The sequence below is a fragment of the Streptomyces sp. AC627_RSS907 genome (assembly GCF_019049165.1).
This window is the reverse complement of the sequence record NZ_JAGMUE010000027.1, coordinates 30,414-47,336: the sequence shown is the minus strand read 5'-3', so window position 1 is coordinate 47,336 and position 16,923 is coordinate 30,414. Positions and strand designations below refer to the sequence as shown.

The following is a 16,923-nucleotide window of genomic DNA, read 5'->3' as shown; positions in this document are numbered from 1 at the left end:
GACTCCATGCCTCCGATCGGGCATACTCACAGCGCACAGCCGCTGGTCAGCCGCTTCCGTGACCCGGGGGTGCGAGCATCGGCCAGGCCCGAGAGACCCGGCGGAACCGCCTCCACCCAAGGCGCACCTCCGTCGCCATGCCCGACAGGGAGGAGAGCGTCGCCATGCCCGACCGCGCCCCGCAGCCGGTGGACCGGCAACTGCCCACGGACGAGGCCCGGGATCTGATCTCGCTCGTCCGCGACATCGCGCAGCGCGAGATCGCCCCGAACGCGGCCGAGGAGGAGGACGCCGGACGCTTCCCGCGCGAGGTCTTCACCCTGCTCTCCGACTCCGGCCTGCTCGGTCTGCCCTACGACGCCGAGTACGGCGGCGGGGAGCAGCCGTACGAGGTCTACCTCCAGGTCCTGGAAGAGCTCGCCGCGGCCCGGCTCACCGTCGGCCTCGGTGTCAGCGTGCACACGCTCGCCTCCTACGCCCTCGCCACCTTCGGCACCAAGGAACAGCAGGTCGAACACCTGCCCGCGATGCTCGGCGGCGGCATGCTCGGCGCCTACTGCCTCTCCGAACCCGCCTCCGGCTCCGACGCCGCCTCCCTGCGCACCAAGGCGGTGCGCGACGGCGAGGACTGGGTGATCACGGGTACCAAGGCGTGGATCACGCACGGAGGCATCGCCGACTTCTACACCGTCATGGCGCGCACGGGGGAGGAGGGCCCTCGCGGGATCACCGCCTTCCTGGTCCCCGGTGACGCCGAAGGGCTGAGCGCGGCGGTGCCGGAGAAGAAGATGGGCCTCAAGGGCTCGCCCACGGCGCAGGTCCACCTCGACGGCGTACGGGTCCGCGACGCGCGGCGCCTCGGCGAGGAGGGGCAGGGCTTCGCGATCGCCCTGTCCGCACTCGACTCCGGGCGGCTCGGCATCGCGGCCTGCGCGATCGGCGTGGCCCAGGCGGCACTGGACGAGGCGGTGTCCTACGCGGCGCAGCGTCGGCAGTTCGGCAAGCCGATCGCGGACTTCCAGGGGCTGCGCTTCCTGCTCGCCGACATGGCGACCCAGATCGAGGCCGGCCGCGCGCTGTACCTGTCGGCCGCGCGGCTGCGCGACGCCGGGCTGCCGTTCGCCAAGCAGGCCGCCATGGCCAAGCTGCTCTGCACCGACACGACGATGCGGGTCACCACCGACGCCGTGCAGGTCCTCGGCGGCTATGGCTACACCGCGGACTTCCCGGCCGAGCGGTACATGCGCGAGGCCAAGGTGCTGCAGATCGTCGAGGGCACCAACCAGATCCAGCGGATGGTCATCGCCCGTCACCTCGCGGGTCCCGAGGAACACTGAAGTCGCCGGTGACACGGGAGTCGCCGGCGGCGACGTGGTCCCCGTTTCCGCGCGGGGGCGCCGCGAGCCTGACCCACTCCGGGTCGTGGCGCCCCGGCAGGGTGCGGCCGCGGTCGGCCCACGTCCGCATCAACTCACGGTAGATCGGCGGGTCGGGGAGCTGCGGAGCGGGCGCAACCGCTCCGGGGGGCACCGGGACGAACACGCGGTGCCGAGGCCCGGTCGCCGAGTACGTGACGGTCATGCCCTGGCAACGCGGCGAGGCGCGGACGGGTCACCGGTCCGCCGAATCGAGCGTGTGTTCACGGGCGTCCGGCGCCGAGCCACCGTTGCCGCAGGGGGCCTCGCCCGCCGTCAGACCCGCGCCCGTCCGGTCCCGCTCCGGGCACGCCGATCCGCGCCACGGCGGCTGCGGGCCGTGGCGCGGTGGGTGAACGGAGTGGGGCGACGACCCTCCCGGACGGCGCGGTGGAGCTCACAGCCCGTCCGGTCGGGCGGGAAGGCCGGGCGAAGACTAGGCCGCCTGGCGCCGCATCGCCGGCACGCGCATCGGGCGCGAGCCCGGGCCGCCGACGTGGGAGAAGGGCTGGGTCCGCCAGTCGAGGCCCCGCGGGAGCGTCAACAGCAGGGCGGTGTCCTGCTCGTGGGGCTGGAACGTCTCGTCCGCGGGGCGGGCGTCGGTGGCCCGGCGGCCGGTGCCGGCGCAGACCGTGAGCCCGAACGGGTCCCACGGCGAGGCGCACAGCGCGTGCTCCGGCAGTACCGCCTCGTCCGCCAGCAGGGCGATGGGCTGGGCACAGTCCGGGCAGATCACCCGGTACATCTCGAAGGTGTCGTAGGCGTCGAGTTCCTCGTCGTCGTAGGCGTCGGGTTCGACGCCCTCCGATACGGGCTCGACGACCGGCTGCTGCCGCTTGGACGCGGTACGACCAGGGCGCTGAAGACTCTGCATGGGATTCTCCCCCTCGGGCTGGGCCGTGACGGCACTGCGGCCTCGACCACAGCAAGCACTTCCCGTCCCCCCTCCGGGGTAATCACGAGAACATCACGGAGACTGTTCGAGGGGTGTGGTATTCATCACACGGCCCTCGCGGGTGCCCCGTCCGGCGGTTTTGTCCCCGCTCGGTCGCCGGCCGTCTCCCCGTCACGTCACGAAGCGGGCATGACCCGGGCCGCTCTGGTATCCGAGGAGATCAACCGCACTGTAGGTTCTTGCGCCATGGAGGAGCTGGACCGACGGATCGTGCAGCTGCTCGTCAAGGACGGGCGGATGAGCTACACAGACCTGGGCAAGGCCACGGGCCTGTCCACGTCGGCCGTGCACCAGCGGGTGCGGCGGCTGGAACAGCGCGGTGTCATCCGCGGCTACGCCGCGGTCGTCGACCCCGAGGCCGTCGGGCTGCCCATGACCGCCTTCATCTCGGTGAAACCGTTCGACCCCAGCGCCCCCGACGACATCGCGGACCGCCTGGCCGGCGTCCCGGAGATCGAGGCCTGTCACAGCGTGGCGGGTGACGAGAACTACATCCTCAAGGTACGTGTGTCCACCCCGCACGAGCTGGAGGAGCTCCTCGCCCGGGTGCGTTCCCTCGCCGGGGTGTCGACACGGACCACCGTGGTCCTGTCGACGCCGTACGAGTCCCGGCCGCCGCGGATCTGACCGACGGCCGGGGAGCCCGCGCCGTCGGCCGCCGCCTGGAGCCCCGCGCCGCCCCGCGTGCCGGGCGGTGCGCGTGAGGGGCGAGACTGGTGTCCATGAGCGAGTCCACCACACCGTCCACGACCGTCCTGCTGCGCCGCGGCGAGGTCCACAGTCCCGCCGACCCCTTCGCGACGGCGATGGTCGTCGAACGCGGCCAGGTCGCCTGGGTCGGTTCGGAGGGCGCCGCGGACGCCTTCGCGGACGGCGTGGACGAGGTGGTCGACCTGGACGGCGCCCTCGTCACCCCCGCGTTCACCGACGCACATGTGCACACCACCTCCACGGGCCTCGCCCTCACCGGCCTCGACCTGACCGGTGCCCCCACCCGCGAGGCGGCCCTCGCCCTGGTGCGCGACTTCGCCGCGGCCCGCCCGGACGACCACGTCCTGCTCGGCCACGGCTGGGACGCCTCGCGCTGGCCCGACGGCCTCCCCCCGACGCGCGCCGAGCTGGACGAGGCCACCGGCGGCCGCCCCCTCTACCTCAGCCGCATCGACGTCCACTCGGCCGTCGTCACCACCGCACTGCTCGACATGGTCCCCGGTGACGCCGGCCGCGTGGACGGCCCGCTCACCGCCGACGCCCACCACGCCGTGCGCGCCGCCGCCCTCGGGGCCGTCACCCCCGCCCAGCGCGCCGAGGCCCAGCGCGCCGCCCTCGCCCACGCGGCCTCCCTGGGCATCGGCACCGTTCACGAATGCGCAGGCCCGGAGATCTCCTCCGAGGACGACCTCACCGGGCTGCTCCGCCTGGCGGCCGAGGGGGGCACGCCGCGCGTGATCGGCTACTGGGCCGAGCAGGATGTCGACAAGGCGAGGGAACTGGGCGCGATCGGCGCCGCCGGCGACCTCTTCGTCGACGGCGCCCTCGGTTCGCACACCGCCTGCCTGCACCAGCCGTACGCCGACGCCGGCCACACCGGCGTCGCCCACCTGGACGCCGCCGCGGTCGCCGCCCACGTGGTCGCCTGCACGGAGGCCGGTCTCCAGGCGGGCTTCCACGCCATCGGGGACGCCGCCGTGACCGCCGTCGTGGAGGGCGTGCGGGCCGCCGCCGACAAGCTCGGCCTCGCCCGTGTCCGCGCCGCCCGGCACCGCGTCGAGCACGCGGAGATGCTCACCCCAGAGACCGTCGCCGCCTTCGCCGAGCTGGGCCTGACCGCCTCCGTCCAGCCCGCCTTCGACGCGCTGTGGGGCGGCGAGGACGGCATGTACGCCCAGCGCCTGGGCGTCGAGCGGGCGCGCACCCTCAACCCCTTCGCGGCCCTGCTGCGCGCCGGTGTCCCGCTCGCCTTCGGCTCCGACAGCCCGGTCACGCCCCTCGACCCGTGGGGCACCGTCCGGGCCGCCGCCTTCCACCGCACCCCGGAGCACCGCGTCTCCGTCCGCGCCGCGTTCACGGCGCACACGCGCGGCGGCTGGCGGGCGATCGGACGCGACGACGCGGGCGTCCTGGTGCCGGGCGCGCCCGCGGACTACGCCGTATGGCGTACCGGCGAACTGGTGGTCCAGGCGCCGGACGACCGGGTCGCGCGCTGGTCCACCGACCCCCGCTCCGGCACCCCCGGCCTGCCCGACCTGACCCCGGGCCGGGACCTGCCCGTCTGCCTGCGTACGGTGGTGGGCGGCCGGACGGTCCACGTAGGGCCGGGCGAGTGATCTCCACGCCCGACGGGGCGATGATCTTCTCCCGTGCACGACCTGGGCGGCCTCAGCGCTGACCTGGGCGTTGGCACAGACGTCGCAGGTCGAACGAGTGTTGACAGGCGGCGGCGGGGGGCCGGTAGGTTCGGCGGAGTCCACCACCGGACGCCCGACCGGGGAATCTTCCGCGCACGCGTCGCGGCGCCGCTGGGTCAGGGGCGGTGTGCCGCACCGGGGCACCGCCACTGGGAGCCAGGCTCAGCGTTCGCGCGTGACGAGGGAACATTCCGGCCGGTCGGGAGGTGTGACCCGGGTGGGGCCCGGGCGCTCAGTAGACAACGGCTTTCGGTCGACCCGCAGCCAGCGGGTCCCTGGTCGGCCCGAAGGGCGCCGGGCCCCCATCCGCCGCGGAACGGTCCTAAACAGGCATCCATACCCCGGTCTTGTGGAAAGGACACCACCATACGAACGTCCTGTCACGTCATCGCAGGCCGTGGCCATTATGGTGGTCCCCTGAGTACGGACACGAAGGGGCAGCGGTGAACGACGGCGACGGGACGCCCGCGGTAGCGGGGCAGGGGAGGCGGTTCGGCCCCCTGGGCACGGCCTTGGTGATCATTCCGACCTACAACGAGGCGGAGAACATCAAGACGATCGTCGCGCGCGTGCGCGAGGCGGTGCCCGAGGCGCACGTTCTCGTGGCCGACGACAACAGCCCCGACGGCACCGGCAAGCTCGCCGACGAACTGGTCGCCGAGGACGAGCACGTCCACGTCCTGCACCGCAAGGGCAAGGAGGGCCTGGGCGCCGCCTACCTCGCGGGCTTCCGCTGGGGCCTGGAGCACGGCTACGGCGTGCTGATCGAGATGGACGCCGACGGCTCCCACCAGCCCGAGGAACTGCCCCGCCTGCTGACCGCCCTCAAGGGTGCCGACCTGGTGCTCGGCTCCCGCTGGGTGCCCGGCGGCCGGGTGGTGAACTGGCCCAAGTCCCGCGAGTTCATCTCCCGCGGCGGCAGCATGTACTCGCGCATCGCCCTCGATCTGCCGCTGCGCGACATCACCGGCGGCTACCGCGCCTTCCGCCGGGAGACGCTGGAGGGGCTCGGCCTGGACGACGTCGCCTCCCAGGGCTACTGCTTCCAGGTCGACCTCGCCCGCCGGGCGATCAAGGCCGGGTACCACGTCGTCGAGGTCCCGATCACGTTCGTCGAGCGTGAACTCGGGGACTCCAAGATGAGCCGCGACATCCTCGTCGAGGCGCTGTGGCGGGTCACCACGTGGGGTGTGGGGGAGCGGGTCGGCAAGGTCCTGGGCCGCGACAGGCAGCACGGCAGGGCGACCGGCGGCCCGGCAGCCCGGCCGACGGAGAAGTCGGCCGGGGCGGCGGAGAAGTCGGCCGGGGCGGCCGTGGAGCCGGCCGGGGCTGCGGAGAAGCCCGCCGGGGCGGCCGTGGAGTCGGGTGAGGCGGCGAAGAAGGCGGACGAGCCGACGGAGGCGACCGGTGGGGCCGCCGACGAGTCGGTCCGGACGTCCGACAAGAACGCCTGATCACCCCTTATCCCGCGCTGAGCCGGGGCCAGGCACACTGGGAGCATGACGACTGGCGCCCAGACCCCCAGGTCCTCCGCCCGGCCCCCGCGCTCACGGCTGCGCACGTTCCTGCCGCTGGGCATCGCCGCCTGGCTCGTGCTGGAGATCTGGCTGCTGACCGTTGTCGCGGGGGCGTCCAACGGGTTCGTGGTCTTCCTGCTGCTGGTGGCGGGCATCGTCCTCGGCTCCGTGGTGATCAAGCGGGCCGGCCGCCGGGCCTTCCGGAACCTCACCGGGACACTGCAACAGCAGCAGGCCGGTGTGCCGCCCGAGGCCCGTCCGAACAGCGAGGGCAACGGCCTGATGATGCTGGGCGGGCTGCTCCTCATGCTCCCCGGCCTGATCTCGGACGCGCTGGGCCTGCTCATGCTGCTCCCCCCGGTGCAGAAGGCCGTGAGCCGCTACGCGGAGCGGACGGTGGAGCGCAAGCTCCGTGAGGCCGGCCCGGGCACCCTGGGCGACGCCTTCCGCCAGGCCCGTATGCACCGCCCGGACGGCAAGGTCGTCCAGGGAGAGGTCATACGGGACGAGCAGGACGACGCCCCCCAGGAACCCCGCCCCCCGCTGACGCGCTGACCCGGCTCGGTAGGCAGCGAAAAACCGCGGGTGCCGTACGTGAAGGTCACGTACGGCACCCGCGGTGTTCGGTCGTGCTGCTTACGGTTTCCCGCTACGCACTCTTGCGACTGTCTCGCGGATGCACCGCGATGTTCATCGCGCCGGAGCGCAGAACGGCCAGCCGCTCCTCGAGGACCTCTTCGAGTTCCTCGCGGGTGCGCCGCTCCATCAGCATGTCCCAGTGCGTACGCGCGGGCTTGGCCTTCTTCTCCTCAGGGCCGTCGCCATCCACCAGGAGTGCCTGGGCCCCGCAGACCTTGCACTCCCACTCCGGCGGGATCTCCGCCTCGACCGAGAAGGGCATCTCGAATCGATGCCCCTTCTCGCATGCGTACTCCACGGCCTGGCGCGGGGCCAGGTCGATGCCGCGGTCCGTCTCGTAGCTGGTCACCACGAGGCGCGTGCCGCGAAGAGCTCGCTCACTCATGAATCGTGCCTCCCGGGCTTGTCGCCCACAGGACAGGTGTCGCTGTCGTCGTCATCCGGTCAACGTCCGGGCGGCGGTAAAGATTCCCGTCCCGACTCCCGATCCGGGCCCTGCGTCGCCGTCGCAGCCGCAGCCTTGCAACCAGTGCAGTACCCGCCGACGTCCGGTTTGTCACCTCTGCTAGCAGATGTGGCATAGCGATTCGGCACCTTTGACGCGCAGTAACGGTACGCCTGGCAGGCCAAACGCGTACACTACAGCCCTTTCGCGCCGAGTGCTAAATCCTTTCGGGTACCGGATTTCCGGCGTCGCGGATCGCACGCCGTACCGGTACCCGTGCGAGCAGCGCGAAACCGATGACGAAGAACGCCACCAGGGAGATGATCGCGTCCCGGTAGCTCCCGGTCAGCTGGTAGGTGAGCCCGAAGAGCAGCGGACCGAGCCAGCTCATGCCGCGGTCGCTGAGTTCGTACGCCGAGAAGTACTCGGCCTCCTTGCCGGGCGGGACCAGGTGCGAGAACAGGGAGCGGGACAGGGCCTGGCTGCCGCCCAGGACGAGCCCGATCCCGGCGGCCAGCGCGAAGAACCACCCCGGCGCCCCGGCCGGCAGGAAGTACCCGGCCCCGAGGGTGACGGTCCAGGCGACCAGCGATCCGAGGATCGTGCGCTTCGCCCCGTACGTCCGCGCCAGCCGGCCCAGCGCCAGCGCGCCGGCCACCGCCAGCACCTGGACCAGCAGGACGGCCACGATCAGCGTCGACTGGCCCAGGCCCAGCTCCTCGGAGCCGTAGACCGAGGCCTGGGAGATCACCGTCTGGATGCCGTCGTTGTAGACGAGGTACGCCAGCAGGAAGGCCAGCGTCAGCGGGCGGCGGCGCATGTCGCGGACGGTCGCCGCGAGCTGCCGGAACCCGGGCACGGCCGCCTCCCGCGCGGGAGTGCGACGGTCGCGCAGCCTCCGCAGCGGGATGAGGGCGAAGGCACCCCACCACAGGCCGGCCGACGCCAGGCAGACGCGGACCGCCGCGCTCTCGGTCAGCCCGAAGGAGTCGTGGGCGGTGTAGAGGACCAGGTTCGCGACCAGGACCAGCGACCCGGCCGCGTATCCGAAGGCCCAGCCGCGGGAGGAGACCGCGTCGCGCTCCTCGGGCGGGGCGATCTGGGGCAGGTAGGAGTTGCAGAGCATCATCGCCACGGATTGCGCGGCGTTGGCCACGATCAGGAGCAGGCCGCCCAGCAGGTAGCGGTCGCCGCCGAGGAGGAACATGCCGGTCGTGGCCGCCGCCCCGGTGTAGGCGGCGGCGGCCAGCAGCGGTTTCTTGCGGCCCGTTCGGTCGGCGGCGGCCCCCACCAGGGGCATGACCAGCACCGCCACGATCACCGACAGGGAGACCGAGTACGCGAAGAAGGACCCGGCGCGCACCGGTATGCCCAGCGGGTGCACGTATCCGTCCGCGTCCGCCGCCGACTCGGCGACCGACGTCAGATAGGGCCCCAGGAACACCGTGAGCACGCTCGTCGAGTAGACCGAGCACGCCCAGTCGTAGAAGTACCAGCCGCGCTGTTCACGCCGCCGGCCGTCGGCCCCGTCGGTCGTGTCCGTCCCCAGGGTGTCGGTGCCCACCCGTGCCCTCGCTTCCCCGTGCACGCGCGACGTCCCGGGGTTCGGCCGAGGGCCCCGGACGGTCTCGGACAGCCCCGGACGGTCTCAGACCCAGACGCCGCGGTCCTCCATGACCGTGCGCAGTGTGTCGATGTGATCGGTCATGATGCCATCCACCCCCAGGTCCAGGAGCCGGTGCATGCGGGCGGGATCGTTGATCGTCCAGACGTGGACCTGGAGCCCGCGCGCGTGGGCGGTGCGCAGGAAGCGGTGGTCCACCACCTGGATGCCCGACTGGGCCTCGGGCACCTGCGCGGCCACCGCCGAACGGCGCAGCGCGGCCGGGATGCCCCAGGACCGCAGCCGCAGGCTGAGGACGCCCCGGGTGCCGTACGACGTGGCCAGACGCGGGCCGGCCAGCCGCTGGGCGCGGACCACGCGTGCCTCGGAGAACGAGCCGACGCAGATCCGGTCCCAGCTGTTCGTCCGCTCGATCAGCTCCAGGAGGGGAAGCAGCGCCGGCTCCGCCTTCACGTCGATGTTCCAGCGCACATCGGGGAAGGTCTCCAGGAGCTCCTCGAGGAGCGGCACCGGCTCCTCGCCCGCCACGCGCGCGTGCCGCACCCTTTCCCAGGGCAGGTCGGCGATCCGCCCGGCCCCGTCCGTCACCCGGTCCAGGGTCGCGTCGTGGAAGGCGACCAGCTTCCCGTCCCGTGTGGCGTGCACGTCCGTCTCGATGTACCGGTAGCCCGCCTCGACCGCGCGCCGGAACTGTCGCAGGGTGTTCTCCAGGCCGTCCGCCGCCCCGCCCCGGTGGGCGAAGGCGATCGGGCCGGGGTGGTCCAGATAGGGGTGGCGTATCGCGGTGCTCACCGACGCAGTATCGCTCCCCGGGGTTGACCGGCAGCAACCACCGTGCTGACGGCGGACGCCGAGGGGACGGCGAACACGCGCAGGAACACCTGGGCGAGCGGACCGATCGACACGGCGTACAGCAGGGTGCCGACGCCGACCGTGCCGCCGAGGGCGAAGCCGGTGGCGACCACGGTGATCTCGACGGCCGTGCGCACCAGGCGCACCGACAGCCCCGTGCGCCGGTTCAGCCCGGTCATCAGGCCGTCGCGCGGGCCCGGACCGAACCGCGCCGCGATGTACAGACCGGTCGCCGCGCCGTTCAGGACGATCCCCGCCACCGTCATGCCGATCCGCAGCGTCCAGCCGTGGGCGTCGGGCACCACGGCCAGCGTCGCGTCCATCGCGGCGCCGATCACCAGCACGTTGGAGACCGTGCCGAGCCCCGGCCGCTGGCGCAACGGGATCCACAGCAGCAGCACCGCCGCGCCCACGATCGTCAGCACCACGCCCATCGACAGGCCCGTGCGCTCCGCGAGCCCCTGGTGCAGGACGTTCCACGGTTCCAGGCCGAGTCCCGACCTGACCAGCAGCGCCGAACTCGCGCCGTACAGCACGAGCCCCCCGTAGAGCTGGGTCAGCCGGCGTGGGAGATGCCGCTGACCGGATTTCATGGACACGTCCTGCCCCCTGTGGTGGTAGTGGCCTGATGCGTGACACCCTGTGGCACGAGAAGGAGGGCCAACCATGGCCAATCTGGGGAAGGTGGACTGATTTCCATGGCGCAGTGGACCTCGGCCGTGGGGGCGGGGCAGCTCGCCCGGCTGCTCGGCTCCCAGCAGGACCGCCCCGCCGGGCCCGGCACCCGCCGCCCGCCCGCCTACCGCGCACTGGCCGACGGCATCCGGCTGCTGGTGCTCGAAGGGCGCGTGCCGGTCGCCGCCCGGCTGCCCGCCGAACGCGAGCTGGCCCTCGCCCTGACCGTCAGCCGCACCACGGTCGCCGCCGCCTACGAGGCCCTGCGCACCGAGGGCTTCCTGGAGTCCCGGCGCGGCGCGGGCAGCTGGACCGCCGTACCGGCCGGGAACCCCTTGCCGGCGCGCGGCCTGGAGCCGCTGCCGCCCGAGGCCCTCGGCTCGGTGATCGACCTCGGCTGCGCCGCGCTGCCCGCGCCCGAACCCTGGCTCACCCGGGCCGTGCAGGGCGCCCTGGAGGAGCTTCCCCCCTACGCGCACACGCACGGCGACTACCCGGCCGGGCTGCACGCCCTGCGAGCCGTGATCGCCGAGCGCTACACCGCGCGCGGGATCCCGACCATGCCCGAGCAGATCATGGTGACCACGGGGGCGATGGGCGCGATCGACGCCATCTGCCACCTCTTCGGGGGGCGCGGCGAGCGGATCGCCGTGGAGTCGCCCTCGTACGCCAACATCCTCCAGCTGATGCGTGAGGCCGGGGCGCGGCTGGTCCCCGTCGCGATGGCCGAAGGGCTGACCGGCTGGGACGTGGACCGCTGGCGCCAGGTACTGCGCGAGGCCGCTCCCCGCATCGCCTACGTCGTCGCCGACTTCCACAACCCCACCGGCGCGCTGGCCGACGAGGACCAGCGGCGCCGGCTGGTGGACGCGGCCCGGTCGGCGGGGACGGTGCTCGTGGCCGACGAGACGATGAACGAGCTGTGGCTGGAGGACGAGGTCGAGATGCCGCGCCCCGTGTGCGCCTTCGACCCGGCCGGATCGACGGTCGTCACCGTCGGTTCCGCCAGCAAGGCCTTCTGGGCGGGGATGCGCATCGGGTGGGTCCGCGCCGCGCCCGACGTGATCCGCAGCCTGGTCGCCGCGCGCGCGTACGCCGACCTCGGGACCCCCGTACTGGAGCAGCTGGCCGTCAACTGGCTGTTCACCACCGGTGGCTGGGAGCAGGCGGTCCGGGTGCGGCGCGAGCAGGCCCGGCAGAACCGGGACGAGTTGGTGGCCGCCGTGCGGCGGGAGCTGCCCGCGTGGGAGTTCGAGGTGCCGCGGGGCGGGCTCACCCTGTGGGTGCGCACGGGCGGCCTTTCCGGTTCCCGGCTGGCGGAGGCGGGGGAGCGCGTGGGCGTGCGGGTCCCGTCCGGCCCGCGCTTCGGGGTGGACGGGGCCTTCGAGGGGTACGTCCGGCTGCCGTTCACCGTGGGCGGCGCGGTGGCGGAGGAGGCGGCGGTACGTCTGGCCGCGGCGGCCCGGCTGGTGGAGAACGGGGGCGTCGGGGGGAGCGAGGCGCCGCGGACCTTCGTGGCCTAGCGGCGTGGGGGCGGGGCGGCGGCCTGTCCGTCCGGGGCGTCCGTCCGGGGCGCGGGGCGGTGACTCGCCCCACCAGGGGTTGCCGTGCCCGGCCGGTGGGAGGCGAGCCCCTCAGGAGGGGAGGGGAGGCGGCGGAGGCGTAGTGGGCGGGCGGGGGTGGTGACCCCGCCCGGTGTTCGTCAGGAGGTCTCGGCCGCGACCGCCTTGGCCGGGACCGGTTCCGGGGCCGAGGAGGCCGGCGCCGCCTCCACCACGAACGGTGCCGGCCCGGGGTCCGGCCCGGCCGTCCCCGGCTCGGCCCCGGCCGGTGCGGCCTTCTTCTCCGTGGAGTTCTTCGTGGAGATCGTCTCCGACCCCGCCTCCACGGGAACCGGCGCCCGCTCACCGTCCGCGGGCGTCGTGCGCGGCGGAAGCAGGTCGAGGACCGCCTGCCGGTGGGCGTCGCTGGTCGCGTCGTCGTAAGGGTCCGGCGTGGCCGGCACCTGCAGACGGTGCACCGGACCCGTGCCCAGGCGGGCGTAGCCCCGGCCGGGCGGGACCTGGTCGACGGGAGTGGTGCGCGGGGGAGCGCCCAGCACGGCCGTCAGCTCGTCCACCGTGGCCGGGCCTAGCACGACACGCGCGCGCGTGTGCTGCCGTACGGCGTCGCCGAGGCTGTCCAGGGCGTCCAGCTGGTCGGCGACCACGACCGTCACGTGGGCCGCGCGGCCGTGCCGCAGCGGGACCTGGAGCAGGGACTGCGGGTCCGTGCGGCCGTCCGCGGCGGCCAGGTGCGCGAACGCGCTGGGCCGGTCCAGGAAGATCCACAGCGGCCGCCTGGTGTCGTCGGGCGCGGGGCGGCCCTCCTGGCGGGCCCGGTTGACGGAGATCAGCCGGCGTTCCGTCTCGTGGGAGGCCCACTCGAGGCTGGTCAGTGCTCCGGTGAGGCCGCACTCGACGGCCAGGACGCCGTCCCGGCCGGTCAGGCAGGCGTACTCGCCGGTGCCGCCGCCGTCGACGATCAGCAGGTCGCCGTGGCGCAGCGCCTGAAGGGCGACCGAGCGCAGCAGCGTGGACGTGCCGGCGCCGGGCTGCCCCAGGACCAGCAGGTGGGGCTCGGTCGAGCGGATGCCCGTACGCCAGACGACCGGCGGCACGTCCCGCCGCTCCTCGCCGTGGGTGAGCGGGAGGGTGCGCTGGGCCCCGGTCGGGTCGGTGAAGCCGAGGACGGTTTCGCCCGGCGCCGTGACGAAGCGCTGAGCGGCGATGTCGGTGGGCAGCGCCGCCAGTACGTCGACGGTGAGGTGGTTGGCCTCCTCGTCCCAGCTGAAGTGGTACTCACGGCCCCGGCCCGACTTCGCGGCGAGCAGGTGCTCGATCCGGGCCCGGGACTCGGCCTCCCCGTCGGTGAAATACGCGGGGTAGCGGACCACCAGATGGGCGAAGCGGCCGGTGTCGTCGAACTCGTAGGCCGGGAACGCCTTCTCCCACGTGCCGCCGTGGGCGTACAGGGGCTCGGGATCCTCGGCGAGCGTGAAGTACGGGACCAGGGCCTCGTAGAGCGACTGCAGGCGCTTGGTCTGCGCGTCGTCGGGGCCCTCGGGCACCGGCGGAGTGCGGTCCCTGCCCTGCCAGGCCGCCGCCGCCATCAGGGCGATGCCGGCGAGCAGTGGTCCGTACGGCACCAGCGCCACGACCAGGATCACCGAGGCCACCAGGAACAGCAGTGCACCGCGTCGGTCCTGGGGGGTCCCGGTCCACCTGCGCCGCCCGGCCCCGGCCAGCCGGCCCAGACCGCGGGCGATCGTGATCAGCGGCTGGAGGACGTCGGTGGCGCTGTCGGCCGCCGTCCGGGCCAGCTCCCGGCTCCGGGCGAGCTGCGCGCCGCCGTTGCTCAGAATGCGGGGGAGGGGCCGCCGGGCCACTGCTGCCTCCTTGGAAGTGCGTGCGTGCGGACGTCGGGTGGGGAGGCGGACCGTCAGAAGCTGATTCCCCCGAGCAGGCCCGCCAGGCTCTCGCCGCCGGCCTTGATGCTCGGTGCGACGGCCGTACTCGAGAGGTAGAACCCGAACAGGACGGCGATCAGCGCGTGGCTGCCCTTGAGGCCGTCCTTGCGGAAGAAGATGAAGACGACGAAGCCCAGCAGGACCACGCCTGACATCGAGAGGACCATGTGATTTTCTCCTGGTTCGCGGGACAGTCACCATGAGTGCTTCCAGGCTCACAGGATGTATCCATACGATAAAAGGTGCAAATGGGGGAAAGTCCCCCGGATTGCCTCAGGTGGCGGAGTGGTCGTCGGACCGGTTGATCAGGGCTGTTGCGCCCGGCCGGGCCTGTGCCGATCTTTACCTCGGGCACATCGGCTCACATGCCGCGCGAGCCAGTACCCTGGCGATTCACTCGCACGGCCGCACCGCTCGCGCCCGTGCGCGCACGCAGTCCCCCACGTTCGTACGTTCGTAGTGAGAGGCGGTCCGGCCGATGAGTGAAGCCCCCGACCCCGAGGTCGTGGAGCTGGCGACCAGGATCTTCGATCTGGCCCGGCAGGGGCGGACCGAGGAACTGGTGGCGTACGTGGACGCCGGCGTTCCGGCCAACCTCACCAACGACCGCGGCGACTCCCTCGTCATGCTCGCCGCCTACCACGGCCACGCCGACGCGGTGCGCGCGCTGCTGTCCAGGGGCGCCGAGGCCGACCGCGTCAACGACCGGGGTCAGACCCCGCTCGCCGGCGCCGCCTTCAAGGGTGAGACGGAAGTGACCAAGGCTCTCCTCGAAGCCGGAGCCGACCCGTTGGCCGGAACCCCGTCGGCCGTCGACACGGCGCGGATGTTCGCCCGGACGGAGCTGCTGGAGCTGTTCGGCGTGCGGTGACCGGGCGTGGACCCGGATCCGCCACGAGGCTGCTCCGGACTCGCGCCATACTTTCTGACCAGGGAAAACACTGAACACGGGGGAGGCGGTACAGGGCCGCCGAAATTTCGGTCGCGGCAGATGTGACCGCCGGGTCATCATGACGACGTGGTTCACGGACGTGATGGCTGGGCAGATGTTGCCGCACCGCGCGGGCCGTGACACCGGTCCGCAAGGGCCACCGACGAGAGGCAGAGGAAATGGTCTTCAGCAAGCAAGAGACGGCGGGCGATCCGACGTGCGGGCACACGGCCAGGTAACGCGTGTTCCCCGGTTGCGTCGACGCTTGATGTGAGGCTGTTTCCCATGTTCGATCCGGTCATAGCGCCCAGCGGTACGCTGCTCGGCCTGCTCCAGCGGGGTCGCGGCGACGGCACGCTGCACGCGCTCACCGCCCCGCGCGCCGAAGCGCTCGCGGCACTGAACCACTGTGTGCTGCACGATCCCCGCCACGACTGGCAGGTGGAGAACCGCTCCCTCTACTACGCCCGCCTCTACCTCGACCTCGACGGTGAGCTGGACGCGATCGAGGCGCACCTCTTCGACCCCGAGGACGTCCTCGACTCCGACGAGTCACGGACCGGGCTGGCCCTCGCGGTCCTCGGCCACCTCGCCTCGTACGGCAGGCTGGACGCGCTCGAACTGCTGCGCAGGTACGCGGCCCACGGGGTCAACTGGGCGTGGGCCCTGGACGAGCTGGCGCTGCGCGACGACGACGCCGGCCTGCGGGCCCTCGCGGCGCCCGTACTGGCGCGCTTCCCGCGTGACGCCGAGGGCGACGCGGAGCTGGCCGTCGCCGTGCGCGACGCCTTCGAACCACGCCCCTGGCGCCTGTGGGCCGACGATCCGCGCGAATCGATCGCCACGCGCGTGCGTACCGCCCAGGAGACGGGCTGCTTCGACCGCTGGCAACGGCAGATGAGCCCCCCCGGACCGCGCCCCGGCTGGAGCGTGCGGGCCGTGTTCGAATGGGCCGAGCAGGGTGTCGAACGCGGCACCGCGCTCCACGTGCCGGCCGCCCGGTGCCTCATGGCCGTCGCCGGCCCCGAGGACCGGTCCGAGATCGTCGAGGCCGCGCGGTCCGGCGGCGAGGGCGCCCGCTGCACCGCACTGCGGTATCTCGCCGACGGCGACGATCCGGACGCCCTCGACCTGATCGAGGGTGCCGTGACCACCGGCTCGGCACCGGTCGTGGAGGCCGCCGTCGCCGCCTTCGAGCGCATGCGCGGTCTCGCCGCCGTCGACCGGGCGCGCGGCTGGGTGCACCGGCCCGACGCCCTGGGCGCCGCCGCCGGGCGTGTACTCGCCTGCCGGGGGGGAGCCCGGGACCGCGACCTCGTCCTCGCCGCGCTGCGGGAGGCGGTGCGCGGCGAAGGCCCCGACGCGCCGACCCTCTGGACCCTCGTCGACGGCACCGGACGGCTCGGCATCGCCTGTGCCGCACCCGTTCTGCGCCACGTCTACCGCGAGACCGCCTCCTCCCACCTGCGCGGTCGGGCCGCCCGCGCGCTGGCCGCCACCGACCCGTCGTTCGCCGCCGGGTTCGCCATCGAGTGCCTCTGGGACTGCGAGGAGACCACCCGGGAAATCGCCGCCCGCCATGCCGAGACCGGCGACAACCGCGTCGTCGAACGGCTGCGCAGGCTCGCCGCCGATCCCGCCGAGGAGGACGAGGTCCAGACGGCCGTACGCAGCCGCTTCGGACCGGACGCGCCCGCCGTGTGAGAGGGCGGAGACGGCTGCCCGGGGAGCGTGCGCCCGGGGAGCGTGCGCCCGGGGAGCGTGCGGAGCGCTTCGGCCGGGACGCGGCGGTGGAGGCGTTCCTGGCCCGCGTACGCCGTTCCCCGAGGGGCGTCCGGCTCGCGTCCTCCGGCGGACTCGTCGGCCGGGGCCCCTCCGGCGCGGGTGGCACGGGCGGGCCGCGTCGCCCGCCACCCAGCTCGCCGAGGCGGAGACCTCCGTCCCCCACCCCCGG

General features: G+C 73.4%; 15 protein-coding genes and 1 pseudogene. 8 read left to right on the top strand and 8 right to left on the bottom strand.

Translation table 11 applies throughout. The annotated features are described in order from the left end of the window. Window positions 1-164: 164 nt before the first annotated feature. Window positions 165-1,337, top strand: coding sequence for an acyl-CoA dehydrogenase family protein (locus tag KUM32_RS07745; protein ID WP_217141141.1), 1,173 nt, complete (start codon window positions 165-167; stop codon window positions 1,335-1,337). On the opposite strand, the gene KUM32_RS43325 is transcribed toward KUM32_RS07745, so the two are convergent. Then, a complete protein-coding gene (locus tag KUM32_RS43325; protein ID WP_254405179.1) occupies window positions 1,300-1,581 on the bottom strand; it encodes a hypothetical protein in 282 nt (93 codons plus the stop codon). The two genes, KUM32_RS07745 and KUM32_RS43325, sit on opposite strands and share 38 nt — an antisense overlap. A 270-nt stretch (window positions 1,582-1,851) precedes the next feature. Beyond that, window positions 1,852-2,289 carry a hypothetical protein gene (locus KUM32_RS07740; protein ID WP_217141051.1) on the bottom strand — a complete coding sequence of 146 codons (438 nt, stop codon included), beginning with the start codon at window positions 2,287-2,289 and terminating at the stop codon, window positions 1,852-1,854. A gap of 267 nt (window positions 2,290-2,556) precedes the next feature. Between KUM32_RS07740 and KUM32_RS07735 the strand changes: the two genes are divergently transcribed. From KUM32_RS07735 to fxsA, 4 genes and pseudogenes are all read left to right on the top strand, one after another. Next, a complete protein-coding gene (locus tag KUM32_RS07735) occupies window positions 2,557-2,997 on the top strand; it encodes an Lrp/AsnC family transcriptional regulator (RefSeq protein ID WP_217141140.1) in 441 nt (146 codons plus the stop codon). A gap of 95 nt (window positions 2,998-3,092) precedes the next feature. Beyond that, entirely contained in the window at window positions 3,093-4,697 is a 1,605-nt protein-coding gene (locus KUM32_RS07730; protein ID WP_217141050.1) for an amidohydrolase, read from the top strand. A 524-nt stretch (window positions 4,698-5,221) separates the two neighbouring features. Beyond that, a pseudogene (locus tag KUM32_RS07725) lies at window positions 5,222-6,017 on the top strand (polyprenol monophosphomannose synthase); the annotation flags it as partial. A 260-nt stretch (window positions 6,018-6,277) separates the two neighbouring features. Further along, on the top strand, window positions 6,278-6,850 hold the full coding sequence (gene fxsA, locus KUM32_RS07720; protein ID WP_217141049.1) for an FxsA family membrane protein: 573 nt from the start codon (window positions 6,278-6,280) through the stop codon (window positions 6,848-6,850). Between the two features lie 94 nt (window positions 6,851-6,944). Here fxsA and KUM32_RS07715 read toward each other — a convergent pair whose 3' ends face one another. The 4 genes from KUM32_RS07715 to KUM32_RS07700 all read right to left on the bottom strand — a co-directional run bounded on the left by KUM32_RS07715 (window position 6,945) and on the right by KUM32_RS07700 (window position 10,448). Continuing rightward, window positions 6,945-7,319: an RNA polymerase-binding protein RbpA gene (locus KUM32_RS07715; RefSeq protein WP_003977404.1), complete on the bottom strand. Its 375-nt coding sequence runs from the start codon at window positions 7,317-7,319 to the stop codon at window positions 6,945-6,947. Window positions 7,320-7,596: 277 nt separating this feature from the next. Further along, window positions 7,597-8,943, bottom strand: a complete 1,347-nt coding sequence (locus KUM32_RS07710; RefSeq protein ID WP_217141048.1) for an MFS transporter — start codon at window positions 8,941-8,943, stop codon at window positions 7,597-7,599. 84 nt (window positions 8,944-9,027) lie between these two features. Next, on the bottom strand, window positions 9,028-9,795 hold the full coding sequence (locus KUM32_RS07705; protein ID WP_217141047.1) for a glycerophosphodiester phosphodiesterase: 768 nt from the start codon (window positions 9,793-9,795) through the stop codon (window positions 9,028-9,030). Further along, window positions 9,792-10,448, bottom strand: coding sequence for a YitT family protein (locus KUM32_RS07700; protein ID WP_217141046.1), 657 nt, complete (start codon window positions 10,446-10,448; stop codon window positions 9,792-9,794). The genes KUM32_RS07705 and KUM32_RS07700 overlap by 4 nt, the downstream gene beginning before the upstream one ends. A 105-nt stretch (window positions 10,449-10,553) precedes the next feature. On the opposite strand from KUM32_RS07700, the gene KUM32_RS07695 reads away from it, so the two are divergent. Beyond that, window positions 10,554-12,053: a PLP-dependent aminotransferase family protein gene (locus KUM32_RS07695; protein WP_217141045.1), complete on the top strand. Its 1,500-nt coding sequence runs from the start codon at window positions 10,554-10,556 to the stop codon at window positions 12,051-12,053. Window positions 12,054-12,232: 179 nt separating this feature from the next. Here the strand turns inward: KUM32_RS07695 and KUM32_RS07690 are convergent, their stop codons facing one another. Continuing rightward, the gene (locus tag KUM32_RS07690; RefSeq protein WP_217141044.1) at window positions 12,233-13,957 is read right to left on the bottom strand and encodes a hypothetical protein; all 1,725 of its coding nucleotides are present in this window, start codon (window positions 13,955-13,957) and stop codon (window positions 12,233-12,235) included. A 53-nt stretch (window positions 13,958-14,010) separates the two neighbouring features. Beyond that, entirely contained in the window at window positions 14,011-14,205 is a 195-nt protein-coding gene (locus tag KUM32_RS07685; RefSeq protein WP_217141043.1) for a hypothetical protein, read from the bottom strand. 311 nt (window positions 14,206-14,516) lie between these two features. Between KUM32_RS07685 and KUM32_RS07680 the strand changes: the two genes are divergently transcribed. Both KUM32_RS07680 and KUM32_RS07675 read left to right on the top strand, forming a co-directional pair. Beyond that, complete coding sequence (locus tag KUM32_RS07680) at window positions 14,517-14,909, top strand: ankyrin repeat domain-containing protein (RefSeq protein ID WP_217141042.1); 393 nt, start codon at window positions 14,517-14,519, stop codon at window positions 14,907-14,909. 345 nt (window positions 14,910-15,254) lie between these two features. Beyond that, complete coding sequence (locus KUM32_RS07675; RefSeq protein ID WP_217141041.1) at window positions 15,255-16,673, top strand: HEAT repeat domain-containing protein; 1,419 nt, start codon at window positions 15,255-15,257, stop codon at window positions 16,671-16,673. The last annotated feature ends 250 nt before the right edge of the window (window positions 16,674-16,923 follow it).